Source organism: Micromonospora sp. NPDC048986, from assembly GCF_040649335.1.
GTDB classification, from domain to species: domain Bacteria; phylum Actinomycetota; class Actinomycetes; order Mycobacteriales; family Micromonosporaceae; genus Micromonospora; species Micromonospora alfalfae.
Window position 1 is genome coordinate 173869 of sequence record NZ_JBEZFJ010000003.1, and the last position, 14931, is coordinate 188799.

Below are 14931 nucleotides of genomic sequence, written 5' to 3' on the forward strand. Positions count from 1 at the left end.
GATCGACCCGGCCCCGGGCCTCGATCACCTGATGGAAAACTCGGCCAGCCGCAGCGGGGAGTCGAACACCAGGTACACGTCGTGGGTGCCGACGGCCCGGGTCAACTCGGTGCTGGTGCTGACGTAGCGGTAGTCGTCGCCGGTGCTGGGCACCGTGGCCGTGCCGAGCAGCCGGCCGGTGGGCGACCCCAACCGGACCTGGATCGTGCCGGCGCCCGCGCCGGCCTTGGCGACCTTCGCGCTGAAGGTGCCCGCACCGGCACGCAGCGCGGAACCGTCGAAGGAGATCCACTGACCGGCGGCGGTGGCACCGACCGCCGTACCGCTGGGTTTCGTCTCGTCAACGAGCTGGACCCCCGCGTACCTGTCGAAGTTCTCCGCCCTGGTGGGTCGGGACAGGTCACGGGCCGGGATGGTCTCACCGCGGACCCGGACAGCGGCGCGGGCCCGGATGTCCTCGACGGACGCCCCGACCATCAGGTCGTGGACTGACGACTCGACCACCCACCTGCTGCGGGTGACGTCCCAGTGCGCCAGGTCGGCGGCGGGCAGGCGCAGGGTTACCGTACGGGTCTGCCCGGGCGCGAGTTTCACCTGTTGGAACGCCTTGAGTTGGCGGATCGGGGTGGTGTCCCGCGAGGTGCGCTGGTGGGTGTAGAGCTGGACGACCTCGGTCCCGGACCGGCTGCCGACGTTCGTCACGTCGACACTCGCCGTGATGGTGCCGTCGGCAGCTACCGACTGCGCACCGGCACGCAGTTGGCCGTACCGGAAGCGGGTGTACGACAGCCCGTGGCCGAACGGGTAGAGCGGCTTAGCGCGGCTGTACAGGTAGGTCTGCCCGGACGAGATGATGTCGTACTCCAGCAGGTCCGGCGGTAGTTGCGAGTCCGAGCGGTACCAGGTCTGGGTGAGCCGGCCGGACGGGTTGCGGTCGCCGAACAGGACGTCGGCGACGGCGTGACCGGTCTCCGCTCCCGCGTGGGTGGTCCAAACGATGGCGGATACGTGCTCCTGCTCCCATCGGATGGTGACCGGGTAGCTGGTCTGGAGCACGAGCACGGTCCGCGGGTTGGCGGCGGCGACGGCCTTGACCAGCGCCTCCTGGCCGGCGCTCAGCGCCGTTGAGGTCCGGTCGTGTGCCTCGCGGCCGTTGATGAACGGGTTGCTGCCGACCACCAGCACGGCGGTGTCGGCAGCCTTGGCCGCCGCAACTGCCCTGTCGATTCCGCTGCTGATCAGCTCGCGACTGAAGTGGGTCGCGGCGGCCGGAGTCGATGCGCCGAGCTTGAGGGCACCGTCATCACCGATCGTCACGTACGTGTCGGCACCGAACCAGCTCTCCTTGGTCTCGTAGCCGACGTAGCGCAGCACCACGGTTCCGTCGGCCTGCGGCTCCAGCTTGAACTGCTGCTGGACGTACCAGCCGTTCGGTTGTTCGTCACGGGTGACGAACGGCCCCCAGTTGTAGCCGAGGTAGCGGCCGTTGGCGGCGTTGCGCAGCGTCACCACGTCCTGTCCCCAGTCGACAACGTCGAACTGGGCGACGAGCGCCGGGGTCGCGCCGGTCCCGAGGACCGGGTTGGCGTCGGTGGTGCCGGTGGCCGAGACGTACCGGCCGGTCGCCGTGTCCTTCAGGGCGATCCGGTCCGCCCCGTCGAGCCCGTTCACACTGGCAGAAGTGCCCAGCCGTTCGCGGATGCCGTCCAGCGCCGTCACCTGGTAGGGCAGGTCTGCGCCGTACCAGTCGGAGTAGAGGGTGTCGGCCAGCGGGCCGAGCACCGCCACCTTGCGGGTCCGGGCCGGGTTCAGCGGTAGCGCCTGCCGCTCGTTCTTCAGCAGCACCATCGCCTCGCCGGCGGCCTGCCGAGCCAGTCGCTGGTGTCGGGGGCTGTTGATGACGTCAGGGGTGATGCCGCCGTACCGGCCGCCGCCCGGGTCGAACTCACCCAGCCGGAACCGGATGCTCAGGATGTCCCGGATCCGGGCGTCGATGTCCGCCTCGGTGAGCAGGCCGGTGGCGAGGGCCTGCTTGATGGCGGTGACGGTCGGCTGGGCGTTCGTGTCGTCGGTGATGAAGCTGCTGAGTCCGGCCTTGATGATCGCCGCGTTCGCCTCGGCCTGAGTCGGGTAGTACTGCTGCGAGTTCACCAGGTTGTTCGGCGCCCAGGCGTCAGTGACGTTCATCAGGGTCTGGTCGGTCCAGCCGCGAACAACAGTGTCCAGGTCCGGGTCGACTGTGGCCGGACGACCGTTCACCAGGTTGTACGCGGCCATCATCCCGGTCGCCGCGTCGGCGGCGATGGCCGGTTTGAAGGCGGCGCGGTCGTACTCGTTGAGCACCCGAGGCGGCACGTTCGAGGAGGTCACGTCGCGCCGGACCTCGTTGTTGTAGGCCAGGTAGTGCTTGAGCGTCGGTGCGCTCTTCAGGTGGTTCGGGTCACCGCCGGTCATTCCCGACCCGTAGGCGGTGGAGATGGCCCCGGTGAGCAGCGGGTCCTCGGAGTATCCCTCCTCGTTGCGGCCCCACCGGGGGTCGCGCAGCAGGTTGACCACCGGCGCCCAGAGGTTGAGCCCCCAGACCCGGGGGTTCTGCGCGTGGTAGCCGCGCGCCTCGTCGCCGACGGCCGAACCGACCTGCCGGATCAGCTCGGTGTTCCAGGTGCTGGCCATGCCCACCGGCTGGGGGAAGGTTGTGCCGCGAGCCTTGACCACAGCGCCGTTGTTGTCGATGTCGGTGGACCAGGCCACCCCGTGCAGCGCCTCGGTGCCGGTCTTGAACAGGCCGATGCCCAGCCGGGGAATGGCCGGCTGGTACTGGTGCAACCAGGAGATCTTCTCGTCCAGCGTGAGGCGGCCGAGCAGGTCGTCAACCCGGGCGTTCACTGGCAGGCGGGGATCTCGGAACGGGTAGGTGGGCTCGGCGAGCGCGGTGCCGGGAACGGCCGGTAGGGCTAGCAGGGCGAGCGCGAGCGCGGTGATTCCGCGCCGAAGGCGCCAGTTCCGCATGCGGTTCTCCTCATGTCGTACGACAGACGCCCAGCGGGCGCCCAGACCGACGTGACCAGGCTCGACACCCGGCTGACGGGCCTGAACGACGAATCGTCGAAGCGCTTCGACGACCCGGCCGCGTCACCACGGCCATGATTGTTGTGATCCGCGCAACTATAGATGTGCGCCAATGACCCGGCAATACCTGCCGGCCTACCCGGCGTTCGACCCGAGGAGGCGGTGGCTACGTCGTCGTCGCGTCCGGTCCGGGCAGTCCGGCGGTGGCGATGGCTGCACGCCGGAGCTGACGATTCACCAGTGGTAGAGGACGTTCACTGTCAGTGCGGCCACCACCGTGACGAAGAAGACGGCCCATCCCACCAGCTGACGGGACCCGACGCGCAGGTGCGCGATGAGCGCGCCGATGAAGTACAGCACCAGCCCGGCGGCGGCGAGGGTGCCCAGCAGCGGTACGGCGAAGCCGGCCAGCAACCCCAACGAGCCTGCCGCCAGCGCCATGCCCAACCGCGGCAACCACGACCGTGGCACGCGCTTCATGTCCGCCTGGGCCTTCGGATAGTCGTGGCCGATCAGGTAGGTGACGGCGGCGAGGCCGGTAAACAGCGACGCGAGGATGGTGACAGTGACATAGGCAGCGAACATTCTTCCTCCGTTGTGTTTGCTCGCCTCGTCGACGATCTGGCGCTGTGGAATGTGACGCCTGCCGGATGCGCCGCGATCAGCTCGCCGGTCGCAGCGCGCCGAACCGTACGCCGGTGGCCTGTTCGGACAGTTCCCACAGACGGCGGCCGTGCTTGGGGTCGGTCGCGGCGCTGGAGAGCTTCGCCGGCGCGGGGTGGCCGCGCAGCTCGCCCGGCCCACCTGGGGCGACGAGTTGGCCCGGCTGCGCGCCGGGGTCAGTGGCGGCGAACAACTGCGGCCAGACACCGCGATCGGCCGGCTGGGCGAGGAGTGGGTTGCCGATTCGACCCAGCAGCAGTCGCCAGATGGGCGTGGCGCCTCCCTGCAGATTCGTCGTGGTGTAGCCGGGGTGGGCGAGGAAGCTGCCCAGCGGGCTCGCCACGGCGCTGAGCCGCCGGTGCAGCTCGTAGCCGAAGATGGCGTTGGCCAGCTTGGACGTGTTGTAGAAGCCCATCGGTGAGTAGGCCCGCTCGCCGGTCGGGTCGGCGAAGCGCATCTTCGCCTGCCGGTGGTTGACCGAGGTCACAGTGACCACCCGTGGATCTCGGCCGGCCAGCAGGAGGTCGAGCAGGAGCCCGGTGAGAGCGAAGTGCCCGAGGTGGTTGGTGGCGAACTGCATCTCGTGACCCTGCGGGCTGAGGGTGCGTGGCAGGGCCATCACCCCCGCGTTGTTGATCAGCACGTCCACCCGAGAGTGGTCGGCGTGCATCCCGTCGGCGAAGGTCCGCACCGAGTCGAGGTCGGCGAGGTCGATCCGTCGGACGTCCAGGTCGACGCCGGGTCGGGCTGCGGCGATGTCGGCCGCCACCCGGCGACCTCTCTCCTCGTCGCGCACGGCCAGCACGACGCGCGCACCGCGAGCGGCGAGCGCCCGAGTCGTGACCAGGCCGAGGCCCGCTGTGGCACCGGTGACGACGAAGGTACGGCCACTCAGGTCGGGGATCTGTGCAGTGGACCAGCCATTGACAGTCATGCGACCCACTGTGCTATCGGTGGCACTCAGTGTCAAGCAGTGCGCGTGATGCCAACAAGGGCATGATGTGGCACCGGATGACGTAGCATCGGCGGATGAGATCCCATGCCGACAACAGCCTGGCCGAACGCAAACGCCAGCTCGTTGCCGACGAGCTGCGCGACGCCGCCCTGATGCTGCTCGCCACAAAGGGTTTCGACGCGGTGACCGTCGACGACATCGTGGCGGCGGCCGGCATGTCGCGACGCACCTTCTTCCGCTACTTTGCGTCCAAAGAGGACGTCGTCGTCCGGTTCCTGGCCGACACCAGCGCGGACATCATCACCGAACTCGCCGCCCGGCCGCCCGCCGAGCCACCGTCGGTCGCGCTGCGCCACGCTCTCTGGGTGCCGCTCGCCGCCTGCAACGACCACCCGGAGCACTCCGAGCGAGCCCGGGTCGTCGTCCGTCTGATCCTCGACACAGCCGCCCTGCACGCCCGCTGGCTGGAACGCCAGATCGAGTGGCGAGCCGAGCTGGCCGCCGAGTTGGCCAACCGCCGTCGCGTCGACCCGCACACCGACCCCTACCCACGGATGGCCGCCGGGATGGCACTGCTGGCACTCGACACGGTGCTTCAGCGGTGGCAGCCGGGCGACGACGAGCAGCACCTGGCCGAGCTGATGGACCAGGCGTTCGCCGTCGTGGCACCGGCCCTCGACGCGCCCGCCGCGTCACAGGCCGCCGGCTGATCGGCACCCTGCGCGAGTCAGCGCGGTTTCAGTGCCCTTCCCGGCCAGCTCAATCCAGTGATGATCACCATGTTCGGTGAACTCTCCAGTGACGGAAGGGTAGCTTCGCTGTCGGCGCTCAAGGCAAGGCCGCATTGCTCCCCCGGCGACCGTGACGTGTCCGGGCGATGCCGCCCTGACGCCGATCTACCGGCTGTCGCTGATTCCCGGGTAGCTGCCGAGCGCGTCCACGGGACGCCCGAGTGGAAATGGCTGTATGTCTTCTGTGCTGTCCGCGGTCAACCGGCCGCGTCTGTCCCGTCCGTCCTGGCTGTCGCCGAAGGTGTTCCCGCCGAACTCGACCACCACAGAGGCCCGACTGTCTGAACGCCTCCGGCATCGGTGGCCCTGAACTGTGCCGACCGGTCGGCGGGCTTGCTCCGCGTCCGGCTTGCATCCGGTACCCAGGTACAGGCTTACCGTCGTTGGTATGACCACTGACTCCCAGGCGTGGGTGCCCGAGTCGTGCACCTTGCCGAGCGGGCAACGGCCGCTGCGGCTGGCCGAATTCGACAACCTGTTCGCCACCGCCCTGCTGGGGCAGCAGCGGCTGTCCCCCACCGAACTGCTGTGGCATCTCGACCCGACCGCCGAGGCGACCGCCCGGGACCTCATCGGCCGGGAAAGCTCCTGCTGCTCGTTCTTCTCGTTCACCCTCGGCGTCGACGCCGGCACGCTGTGCCTCGACGTGCAGGTACCGGCCGCGCACGTCGACGTCCTCGACGCGCTCGCGCTGCGAGCCGCCGCCGGGCCGACGGCGTGAGCGGATTGCGCAGCGGTCAGGTCGCCGCCGCAGCCGGGGTGAACCCGCAGACGCTGCGCTACTACGAACGCCGCGGCCTGCTCGCCGAACCAGGCCGAAGCCTGGGTGGACACCGCCTCTACCCAGCCGAAACGGTCACCGTACTGAGAGTGATCAAAGCGGCGCAGCGGCTCGGGTTCACCCTCGACGAGGTCGCCGAGCTTCTCGACGCGGGCCGACACCGTCACGGACGCCACCCCGACGCCGGCCTGCGGGCCCGCGCCCAGGCGAAGCTCACCGAGGTCGAGGTGAAGATCGCTGACCTTCAGGTCATCGCCGGCACACTGCGCGCCGCGGTGAAGGCCGGCTGCGACGACCTCGTCGAGTGCGCCGACCAGCCGTTCTGCCCCATCCCCTTCGCCACCATCGCTCCACCAGGCGCCTGTTCGACCGGGTCACCGGCATGATCGGGGACCACGGGCGCATCGGTACGGTCCACCCATGACCGTCGTCCGCTCGATCCTGCTGTTCATCGTCGCCGCCCTGTTCGAGATCGGCGGGGCGTGGCTGATCTGGCAGGGCTGGCGCGAGCACCGCGGCCTGTGGTGGATCGCCGCCGGAGTCATCGCCCTCGGCGCGTACGGATTCGTCGCCACCTTCCAACCCGACCCGAACTTCGGGCGCATCCTCGCCGCCTACGGCGGCGTGTTCGTGGCCGGATCCCTCGCCTGGGGCGTGATCGTCGACAAGTTCCGGCCCGACCGGTGGGACGTCATCGGCGCCGGCATCTGCCTGATCGGCGTCGCCCTGATCATGTACGCGCCGCGTTCGGCGGCCGGCTCCTGACAGTTGGCGAAGGTGCCGGCGAAAGCACGAGAACTTCTTGTTTCAGGTGTGGATTGTGGTGTTGCTGGTCGGGTCACCGGCACCGCCGGAGCGGAAAGGATCCGGTGAGATACGCCCCGGCACCGCCCCTGCCGTGGTCGCCGTCGGAGGCGCACGCCTGCCGGGCTGTCTGGCCACTCGGGGCTGATGTTGGCGAACGGTGCGCCGCAACGGCGACACCGGTAGCCGGCTGAGCTGCTCTACAGGGACGCAACGTCCGGTAACAGGTCGTCGTCGCGTCCGGTCTGGGGTAGCCCGGCCACAGCGGCGATGGCGTTGACGGCCTCGTTCAGTCCGGTGGTCTCGGGGAGGACGAGCTCGTCGGGCCAGTCCAGGACGTCGTGGGCGGCGTACCAGCCGCTCATGTCCTCGGCGGTGAACTCACTGGCCTGCGGACGGGTGAGGTGCCGGCGCAGGGTCTCGGCCAGCGACACGTCGAGATAGCAGAACAGCGACCGGCCGCGGTGGTCGTCCCGCAGTGAGGTCAGCATGCTTCGGTAGCGGCTGCTGTGCATGATGCCCTCCAGCACGACGTGGTACCCGTGGTCAAGCGCGAACCGAACGGTCTGCCCGATCAACGCCGGTGCCGCGCCGCCGGGTTTGTCCCGTTCGCGCAGCAGGATGCGGCGCAGGTAGTCCTGCTCGACCAGGGCGCACCCCCGGCCGTGCCGGCGTCGTAGCTCGCGAGCGATGCTGCTCTTGCCCGAGCCGGAGTTGCCCCGGACGCAGACGAGGATCGTGTCCGGGCTGCCAGTGGGTCCAGCGAGCACGACGCCTCCTCGGCTTCAGTCGTTGCGCACGGTGAGATTGAGGGCGGCGACGGTCAGCTGGGTGAGGTCAGGAAGTTGGCCCTCGTCGAGGGTGACGCCGCGCAGGTTGTCCAGCGGCGTCTTGAGGCCCTGGATCCGGCTGCCCCGCAGGTCGGTGCCGTCGAGCTGGCAGGAGTCCCATTCCAGTCCGGCGAGGTCGCAAGACCGCAGCGCGATGCGCGGTAGTCGGCAGGAGGACCACGCGCCGTTGATGAGAGTGCAGTCGGTGAACGCGACCGAGCCGGCGGCGGTGACGCGGTGGAAGGTGGCGTAGTCGAAGCGGCAGCCGTCGAACAGGACGTCCTTGAGGCGCACGTCGGTGAGTCTGGTGCCGGTGAACCGGGAGCCGGTAACGGCGCAGCGTTCGATGGTGATCCCGGTCAGGGTCGCGCCGGAGAAGTCGGTGCGGGTGATCTCGCAGCCGTAGAGGCTCCCTGCTTCCCAGGTGCTCTCGCTCAGGTCCACGCCGGTGATCAGGCTGCTGCGGATGTTGGCGTTCTCAAGCTGGACACCGCGCCACGCTGCGCCCTCGACGAGGGCCTCGGTGAGGCCGCCGGCCAGGTCCGTCGTGGTGTCGAGGTCGTCCGGTTCGAGGTCCGGCAGCAGGACCTTCACGTCGCCGATCGTGGTGGTGCGCATGTGTCCTCAACCTGTGCGGGCGCGGGGTGGGCACGCACCCCGCGCGTCCCATGGTGGGCTCAGATCAGCCGGCTCGGGTAGCCAGCCTCCACCAGGTGGTCGAGCGCCTCCCGCACTTCGTCCGGCGCCTCCTGCGGGACCGCGAACCCGCGATCGGCGTACACCTCGATCCGTTGCGTGTCGACTACCAGCATGTCCACCACCCGTCGCCGGTCGCCGACGCCAATGGCGATACAACACATGCTCCGTGGTCGTGGCGACAACGTCCGGCAATGTCTCGCGGAGCAGGTCGGCCCGCAACCGTTCCTCGCGCTCGGCGTCCCGATCGATCAACAGAACCGCCCCAACCGGCACCAGCCGCCCCGCACGCGGGGATAGGCCGCGAAACCCACCGAGCGACGACCCACCACCCGGGTACGCGAAAAAGGCCCTGCCCCAGTGTGAACCACCAGGTCAGGACCTTGATCGTTGGTGCGCCGCCAGGGACTCGAACCCCGAACCCGCGGATTAAGAGTCCGCTGCTCTGCCAGTTGAGCTAGCGGCGCTCGTCGGCAACGGAGAGAACATTAGCACCCCTCCAACACGGGCTCCAATTCGGTTCCCCGGGTCCCCCCTTCGGTCGAGCTTTGCCGGCAAAAAGCCCCAAACCGGCCACCGCCGCCAAGATCGGGGCGTGGGTTGCGGCGGTGATGCGGCACGATGTCCGCCAGGTACGCGAGAACAGAGGTGGGCATGGCACGGTTCACGCGAGCCGGGGCGGTGGTGGGCGCCCTGACTCTGGCGGCGTCGCTGGCACTGACCGGATGCGGCGGCGGCGAGAAGAAGCCGGAATTCGTTGGCGGGGCGTCCTCGGACGTGAGCGCCACCCCTGGCTCGGCCGCACCTTCGACACCGAGCACGCCGAGTGGGCCAGCGCTCACGCTGAGCCCGGCGAACGGCACGAAGAACAGGCCGGTGAGTACGGAGATCAGCGCGAAGCTCCCGGACGGCGGGAAGGTGTCCGCGGTCACCCTGACGGCGGACGGCGGCGGCTCGATCGAGGGCAAGCTGCGTACCGATGGTTCGTCCTGGGTGCCGTCAGCTCCGCTGAAGTGGGGCACCCGCTACACGGCGACTGTGACGGCGAGCGCGTCGGACGGCACGAGCAGCCAGGGCACCAGCAGCTTCACCACGATGGCCAAGCCGAAGTCGACTATCGGTTCGGGCCTGTACCTCTTCGACGACAAGAGCTACGGGGTGGCCATGCCGGTGGTCACCGAGTTCCACCCGGGTATCCCGAAGAAGGACCGGGCGGCGGTGCAGAAGCGGATGTTCGTCCAGACCGACCCGCCGCAGCCGGGCGCGTGGCACTGGGTCAGCAATGGCACGCAGGCCTACTACCGGGCTCCGAAGTACTGGAAGCCGGGCACCACGATCACCGTGCGGATCGCGCTGGCGGGGATGCCGCTGAGCAACGGCAAGTACGGCGACATCGACCGCAAGGCCACTGCCAAGATCGGCCGATCGTTCGAGATGAAGGTCGACAACGCCAACAAGAAGATGACTGTGTACGAGAACGGCGCGCCGGTGCGCACCATTCCGGTGAGCCTGGGCAAGAAGAGCACACCGTCGTCGAGCGGGACGTTGGTGGTGATGGAGAAGAAGGAAGCCACCGTCTTCGACACCCGCGACGACCCGGATCCGGCCAACCGTTACGTGACCGACATCCAGTTCGCCCAGCGGCTCACCTGGGGTGGCGAGTACATCCACGCCGCGCCCTGGTCGGAGCACGTGCAGGGGCGGCAGAACGTCTCGCACGGCTGCGTGAACGTGTCGATGGCGAACGCCAGGTGGTTGTTCGACAAGACCCGGATCGGTGACCCGATCACGATCAAGGGCACCGAGCGCAGGATCGCGGCCGGTAACGGTTGGACGGCGTGGAGCCTGAGCTGGTCGGAGTTCATCAAGGGCAGCGCGTTGCCGGTGCCCAGTGGTGGGGCCGGCCCGGCGGTCTGAGCCGGCGACCTCGTTGCGCCGGCTCGGCCGTTGGCCGGGCCGGCGTACCCTTGCACTCCCGCCGCTCGATGACTGCGCGGCGACCCCCACGCTCCCGGTACGGAGACGAACCAGGCTCACGAAACGCCGGATAGTAGCAGGATTCGGGCACTATTGATGGCGTGTTTCGGTTCACCCTCGGCAACCGGGGCCGGCTCTGGCGCGTCAGTAAGAGACGATGGGGCAGCGACCACAATTGTGAGGGAATGCATGCGAGCTAGCCAGGACCAGCTGATCAGGCCCGGTGGGCGACGCCGCGTGTTCGCGGCGGGGCTTCTCGCCGTGGCGCTGGCTTTCACCTCGGCCTGCACCGACGGCGACGGCGGCAAGCCGTCCTCGTGGCACGGCGGGGGCGAGAACCCGGCGCCGAAGGCCGCCGCGACGATCAGTGAGCCGGCGGCCGACGCCAAGGACGTGCCGGCGTCCACCGGCGTCACCTTCACCACGAAGGACGCCGTGGAGACCGCTGTCGAGCTGAAGGACGCCGCCGGCAAGGCGGTCGAGGGCACCCTCGCCAAGGACGGCAAGTCGTGGCTGCCGACCGGCGCGCTGGCCTACGGCACGAGCTACACGGCCACAGTGACCGCCAAGGGCGACGACGGACGTCCGGCCACCGCGACGAGCACCTTCACCACAATGGCCAAGCCCGGCAATCAGGTACGGGTGAGCAGCTTCCTCGGCGACAACCAGGTGGTCGGGGTGGGCATGCCGCTGATCGTGAAGTTCAGCCGGGCCATCCCGGAGGATTACCGCGACGACGTGCAGCGCCGGATGACAGTCACCTCGACCCCGGCGCAGGAGGGGATCTGGCACTGGGTCAGTCCCACCGAGATCCGGTACCGGCCGAAGGAGTTCTGGAAGCCGAACAGCAAGGTCTCCTACCGGGTGCAGGCCGGTGGCCTGCCGATGGGTGCGGACTGGTACGGCCGCGCCGACCTCTCGGTGGACGTGAAGATCGGCGCGGCGGTGGTCATGACTGTGGACAACAAGACCAAGCGGATGACGGTGACCCGCAACGGCTCCGTGATCAAGACCATTCCGGTGAGCCTGGGCAAGAAGAGCACCCCGTCGTCCAGCGGCACCATGGTCGTGATCGAGAAGCTGCGCAAGACGGTCTTCGACACGTTCGAGGAGCTGGGCCCGGATGAGGGCTACCGCACCAAGATCGACTTCGCGCAGCGCCTCACCTGGGGCGGGGAGTTCATCCACGCGGCGCCCTGGTCCGAGGGGCAGCAGGGCACCACGAACGTGTCGCACGGCTGCGTGAACGTGTCGATGGCCAACGGCGACTGGCTCTTCAAGAACACCCAGATCGGCGACCCGATCACGGTCAAGGGCACCGAGCGCAAGCTCCAGAACGGCAACGGCTGGACCGACTGGAACATGAGCTGGGACGAGTACGTCAAGGGCAGCGCCCTTCCGTACGAGCCTCCGGCCGACCCGGACGCCACCACGCCGACGCCGGACGGCACTGTCACCCCGTCCCCCACGCCGACCGCCTGAGCAAGCCGACGAAAGCCCCCTCTTCGGAGGGGGCTTTCGCGTGGACCCCTCTTTGGCCCCCACAACGACTCAGGCCCCCTCCGAGGAGGGGGCCTGAGCAGTGAAACCAGTGGGGTGACTGATGGGAATTGAACCCACGACAACCGGGACCACAACCCGGTGCTCTGCCAACTGAGCTACAGCCACCATGCCGCCGTCGCCCGGTCGATCGCTCCGGGCGGGGTGCGGACCAATAATAGCCACACCACGGCCGGGCACGTCCAGCGGGTTGCCGGTCAGCGCCGCAGGCGTCAGAGTTCGGCGGCGATGGCCTTGGCGGTCTCGACGTCCGGGCCGGGCAGCGGAACGAAGACGGTGCGCCGGTAGTACTCCAGCTCCCGGATGCTCTCCCGGATGTCGGCCAGCGCCCGGTGCGCGAGCCCCTTCTGCGGCTGGCCGAAGTACACCCGGGGGTACCAGCGGCGGCAGAGTTCCTTGATCGACGACACGTCGATCATCCGGTAGTGCAGGTGGGCGTCGAGGCGGGGCATGTCCCGGGCGATGAAGCCCCGGTCGGTGGCGATCGAGTTGCCGCACAGCGGCGCCGTACGCGGATCCTTGACGAAGGTGCGGACGTATTCCAGGACCAGGTCTTCGGCCTCGGCGAGGGTGACCACCGAACGACGGACCTCCTCGGTGAGGCCGGACCTGGCGTGCATGGTCTGCACGACCTCCGGCATCCCCTCCAACGCCGCCTCGTCGGCGTGGATGACCACGTCGACACCGTCACCCAGCACGTTGAGGTCGGGATCGGTGACCAGTGCCGCAACCTCGATCAGTTTGTCCCTGCCGAGGTCCAACCCAGTCATCTCACAGTCGATCCAGACGAGGAGATCAGCCACCGGGACAGCCTACGCGCAGCCCACGCCTCGCGGCTGCGCGCTCTCGGCGGACCGGCCCGCTAGGGTTTCGGGGTGCCAGCAGAACCCGTCGCACCGCCCGCCGTCACCGAAGACGATCCCGGCGGCCGTACGGTCCGTCGTCTGGTCGCGGTGGTGGCCCTCAGCGCCGTGCTGCCAGCGCTGTATCTGCCCGGCCTCGTGCACAACTTCTTCGACCTCAAGATCTACATGTCCGCGATGGACTGGTGGCGCGTCGGCCACCCGCTCTACGACTACGTCCAACCCGACCGGGTGCAGGGCGAGTTGTACTTCACCTACCCACCCTTCAGCGCGTTACTGCTGTGGCCGTTCGGTCTGCTGCGGCTCGGCGCCACCGTGGCGATCTTCACGGCGCTCACAGTGCTGGCCGTGGTGCTGACCACCCGGTGGCTGGTGACCCCGGTGATCGCCCGACACCACCTGCCCCGAACGTTCACCCTGATCTCCGCCGTACTGCTGGTGCTGGCTGTGGAGAGCATCCGCGAGACGATCACCTTCGGCCAGATCAACATGCTGCTGGTCGTGCTGATCCTGGCCGACCTGCTGTTCGCGGTGCCGCAGGCGCGACGCTGGGCCGGGGTGGGCGTGGGGCTGGCGACGGCGCTCAAGCTCTTTCCCGGCATCTTCATCGTGTACCTGCTGGCCACCCGGCGGTGGCGGGCCGCGGCGGTGGCGAGCGCGACAGCGGCGGCGGCGACAGTGCTCGCGGCGGCGATCGCCCCACGTGACTCATGGCGGTTCTGGACGCACGAGCTGTGGACCACCGAGCGGGTGGGACGCACCGACATCGTCGGCAACCAGTCGCTGTTCGGCTTGCTCAGCCGGTTCACCGAGCCGGAGAAGCCGGACCGGCTGCTCTGGCTGCTGCTGGTCGCCGCGGTCGCCGGCTACGGGCTGTGGCGGGCCGCCCGCGCAGCGCGGGCCGGTGACCCGTTGACCGGGCTGACGTTGACCGGGTTGGTCGGTTCCCTGGCGAGCCCGATCACCTGGACCCACCACATCTACTGGTTCGTGCCGGCGGTGGTGCTGCTCGCCGACGCGGCGTTGAGCGCGGACCGCCCGGACGAGGCACGCCGGCGTCGCTGGCTGGCCGGGCTCGCGCTGGGCATCACCGCCGTGACCATCTACGGCGTGGTGACGTTCCAGGCCTGGGGGGCGGGACCGGTCCGCACTCATGACCCGGTGGACTTCGTCGTGCAGAACACCTACGTGCTGCTCAGCCTGCTGCTGCTGGCGGTGTTGCCGGTGCGCTCGGGACCCAGTGCGGAAAATCGCACCAATTGGACAGACCTCCCGAGTAGCCACGTTCAACGCTAACCTGTCCTCATCTACCTCAAGCGTCGCTCGGGTAGCACCGATCCCCCGGTGAGGGTGGCCCTCCGCGTCGGCAGCGCGGAGGGCCACTCGCTGTCTCACCCACCGCCACCGTCTGGGCTGTCACCCGACCGGGCCGCCACGGGCCGGGTCGTCGCCCGGTGCGGCCGCCACCGGCCGGGTCGTGGGCTCTTCCACGTCGGCCGGCGGCCAGGCGAGGCTCAGCGTCACCTCCGGCGGGCGGGGCAACCGGACCGGTTCGTCCAGGTCGGCGAGGGTGGCTGCGCGGGCCCCGCCGATCGCCGACCGGGCGGATTCCAGGGCCCCGGCGCCGACCGGGGCGAGTTGTCGCGTCGGCGACGGCGGGTTCGGATCGGGTCGGCGGGAACCCAGGCCACTCAGCGAGGTGACCCCGAGCCGCCCGGCGAGCACCGGCACCTGATCCGGCTCGACCACGAAGATCACCTCGCGTGGCCGTAGCGGCCGCAGCAGGAGCAGCGCCGCGCACACCACCAGCAGCACGCCGACGGTCAGCAGACCCCAGGTGGCCAGGCCGGTCCACCCGACCCGCAACTCGGCGTGCAGGTCCAGGGCCAGGTCGCCCTCGCCGTCCGGGCGCATCACCACCAGGCTCATGGGTTCGCCGGCG

General features: G+C 69.3%; 14 protein-coding genes, 2 tRNA genes and 2 pseudogenes. 8 read left to right on the top strand and 10 right to left on the bottom strand.

Annotation, left to right across the window (positions count from 1 at the left end; all coding sequences use genetic code 11):
• Positions 1–24 precede the first annotated feature (24 nt).
• Positions 25–3009, bottom strand: coding sequence for a glycoside hydrolase family 3 C-terminal domain-containing protein (locus tag AB0B94_RS08645; RefSeq protein ID WP_357270279.1), 2985 nt, complete (start codon positions 3007–3009; stop codon positions 25–27).
• A gap of 12 nt (positions 3010–3021) precedes the next feature.
• Between AB0B94_RS08645 and AB0B94_RS08650 the strand changes: the two genes are divergently transcribed.
• Positions 3022–3147, top strand: a complete 126-nt coding sequence (locus tag AB0B94_RS08650; protein WP_357270282.1) for a hypothetical protein — start codon at positions 3022–3024, stop codon at positions 3145–3147.
• A 156-nt stretch (positions 3148–3303) separates the two neighbouring features.
• On the opposite strand, the gene AB0B94_RS08655 is transcribed toward AB0B94_RS08650, so the two are convergent.
• On the bottom strand, positions 3304–3654 hold the full coding sequence (locus AB0B94_RS08655) for a DoxX family protein (RefSeq protein WP_357270285.1): 351 nt from the start codon (positions 3652–3654) through the stop codon (positions 3304–3306).
• Positions 3655–3730: 76 nt separating this feature from the next.
• Positions 3731–4666 carry an oxidoreductase gene (locus AB0B94_RS08660; protein ID WP_357270287.1) on the bottom strand — a complete coding sequence of 312 codons (936 nt, stop codon included), beginning with the start codon at positions 4664–4666 and terminating at the stop codon, positions 3731–3733.
• A gap of 95 nt (positions 4667–4761) precedes the next feature.
• Here AB0B94_RS08660 and AB0B94_RS08665 point away from each other — a divergent pair, with 95 nt between their 5' ends.
• The 4 genes from AB0B94_RS08665 to AB0B94_RS08680 all read left to right on the top strand — a co-directional run bounded on the left by AB0B94_RS08665 (position 4762) and on the right by AB0B94_RS08680 (position 7024).
• Positions 4762–5397 (top strand): TetR family transcriptional regulator, encoded by a 636-nt coding sequence (locus AB0B94_RS08665; RefSeq protein WP_357270290.1) that lies wholly within the window; start codon positions 4762–4764, stop codon positions 5395–5397.
• 469 nt (positions 5398–5866) lie between these two features.
• Positions 5867–6199: a hypothetical protein gene (locus tag AB0B94_RS08670; protein WP_357270293.1), complete on the top strand. Its 333-nt coding sequence runs from the start codon at positions 5867–5869 to the stop codon at positions 6197–6199.
• Positions 6196–6645: a MerR family transcriptional regulator gene (locus AB0B94_RS08675; protein WP_357270296.1), complete on the top strand. Its 450-nt coding sequence runs from the start codon at positions 6196–6198 to the stop codon at positions 6643–6645. The genes AB0B94_RS08670 and AB0B94_RS08675 overlap by 4 nt, the downstream gene beginning before the upstream one ends.
• A 34-nt stretch (positions 6646–6679) precedes the next feature.
• Positions 6680–7024, top strand: coding sequence for a YnfA family protein (locus tag AB0B94_RS08680; protein WP_357270299.1), 345 nt, complete (start codon positions 6680–6682; stop codon positions 7022–7024).
• A gap of 239 nt (positions 7025–7263) precedes the next feature.
• Here the strand turns inward: AB0B94_RS08680 and AB0B94_RS08685 are convergent, their stop codons facing one another.
• From AB0B94_RS08685 to AB0B94_RS08700, 4 genes and pseudogenes are all read right to left on the bottom strand, one after another.
• Positions 7264–7833 (bottom strand): kinase, encoded by a 570-nt coding sequence (locus AB0B94_RS08685; protein WP_357270302.1) that lies wholly within the window; start codon positions 7831–7833, stop codon positions 7264–7266.
• A 15-nt stretch (positions 7834–7848) separates the two neighbouring features.
• Positions 7849–8511: a pentapeptide repeat-containing protein gene (locus tag AB0B94_RS08690; RefSeq protein WP_357270305.1), complete on the bottom strand. Its 663-nt coding sequence runs from the start codon at positions 8509–8511 to the stop codon at positions 7849–7851.
• A gap of 59 nt (positions 8512–8570) precedes the next feature.
• Positions 8571–8732 (bottom strand): annotated as a pseudogene (locus AB0B94_RS08695) (YdcF family protein); the annotation flags it as partial.
• A 248-nt stretch (positions 8733–8980) separates the two neighbouring features.
• Positions 8981–9056, bottom strand: a tRNA-Lys gene (locus tag AB0B94_RS08700).
• A gap of 187 nt (positions 9057–9243) precedes the next feature.
• Here AB0B94_RS08700 and AB0B94_RS08705 point away from each other — a divergent pair.
• Positions 9244–10506 carry an Ig-like domain-containing protein gene (locus tag AB0B94_RS08705; RefSeq protein WP_357270308.1) on the top strand — a complete coding sequence of 421 codons (1263 nt, stop codon included), beginning with the start codon at positions 9244–9246 and terminating at the stop codon, positions 10504–10506.
• A gap of 249 nt (positions 10507–10755) precedes the next feature.
• Positions 10756–12048, top strand: coding sequence for an Ig-like domain-containing protein (locus AB0B94_RS08710; protein WP_357270312.1), 1293 nt, complete (start codon positions 10756–10758; stop codon positions 12046–12048).
• Positions 12049–12158: 110 nt separating this feature from the next.
• Here the strand turns inward: AB0B94_RS08710 and AB0B94_RS08715 are convergent.
• Together AB0B94_RS08715 and orn are read right to left on the bottom strand one after the other, a co-directional pair.
• Positions 12159–12234, bottom strand: a tRNA-His gene (locus AB0B94_RS08715).
• 104 nt (positions 12235–12338) lie between these two features.
• Positions 12339–12929, bottom strand: coding sequence for an oligoribonuclease (orn, locus tag AB0B94_RS08720; RefSeq protein WP_308193549.1), 591 nt, complete (start codon positions 12927–12929; stop codon positions 12339–12341).
• 72 nt (positions 12930–13001) lie between these two features.
• Here orn and AB0B94_RS08725 point away from each other — a divergent pair, with 72 nt between their 5' ends.
• Positions 13002–14285 carry a glycosyltransferase 87 family protein gene (locus AB0B94_RS08725; RefSeq protein WP_357270315.1) on the top strand — a complete coding sequence of 428 codons (1284 nt, stop codon included), beginning with the start codon at positions 13002–13004 and terminating at the stop codon, positions 14283–14285.
• A gap of 381 nt (positions 14286–14666) precedes the next feature.
• Here the strand turns inward: AB0B94_RS08725 and AB0B94_RS08730 are convergent.
• Positions 14667–14882: pseudogene (locus tag AB0B94_RS08730) on the bottom strand (hypothetical protein); the annotation flags it as partial.
• Positions 14883–14931 lie beyond the last annotated feature (49 nt).

Coding starts and splice junctions, on each gene's coding strand:
- AB0B94_RS08655 (WP_357270285.1), bottom strand. CDS start 3,654: ATGTTCGCTGCCTATGTCACTGTCACCATCCTCGCGTCGCTGTTTACC.
- AB0B94_RS08665 (WP_357270290.1), top strand. CDS start 4,762: ATGAGATCCCATGCCGACAACAGCCTGGCCGAACGCAAACGCCAGCTC.
- AB0B94_RS08660 (WP_357270287.1), bottom strand. CDS start 4,666: ATGACTGTCAATGGCTGGTCCACTGCACAGATCCCCGACCTGAGTGGC.
- AB0B94_RS08680 (WP_357270299.1), top strand. CDS start 6,680: ATGACCGTCGTCCGCTCGATCCTGCTGTTCATCGTCGCCGCCCTGTTC.
- AB0B94_RS08670 (WP_357270293.1), top strand. CDS start 5,867: ATGACCACTGACTCCCAGGCGTGGGTGCCCGAGTCGTGCACCTTGCCG.
- AB0B94_RS08690 (WP_357270305.1), bottom strand. CDS start 8,511: ATGCGCACCACCACGATCGGCGACGTGAAGGTCCTGCTGCCGGACCTC.
- AB0B94_RS08645 (WP_357270279.1), bottom strand. CDS start 3,009: ATGCGGAACTGGCGCCTTCGGCGCGGAATCACCGCGCTCGCGCTCGCC.
- AB0B94_RS08710 (WP_357270312.1), top strand. CDS start 10,756: ATGCGAGCTAGCCAGGACCAGCTGATCAGGCCCGGTGGGCGACGCCGC.
- AB0B94_RS08650 (WP_357270282.1), top strand. CDS start 3,022: ATGTCGTACGACAGACGCCCAGCGGGCGCCCAGACCGACGTGACCAGG.
- AB0B94_RS08705 (WP_357270308.1), top strand. CDS start 9,244: ATGGCACGGTTCACGCGAGCCGGGGCGGTGGTGGGCGCCCTGACTCTG.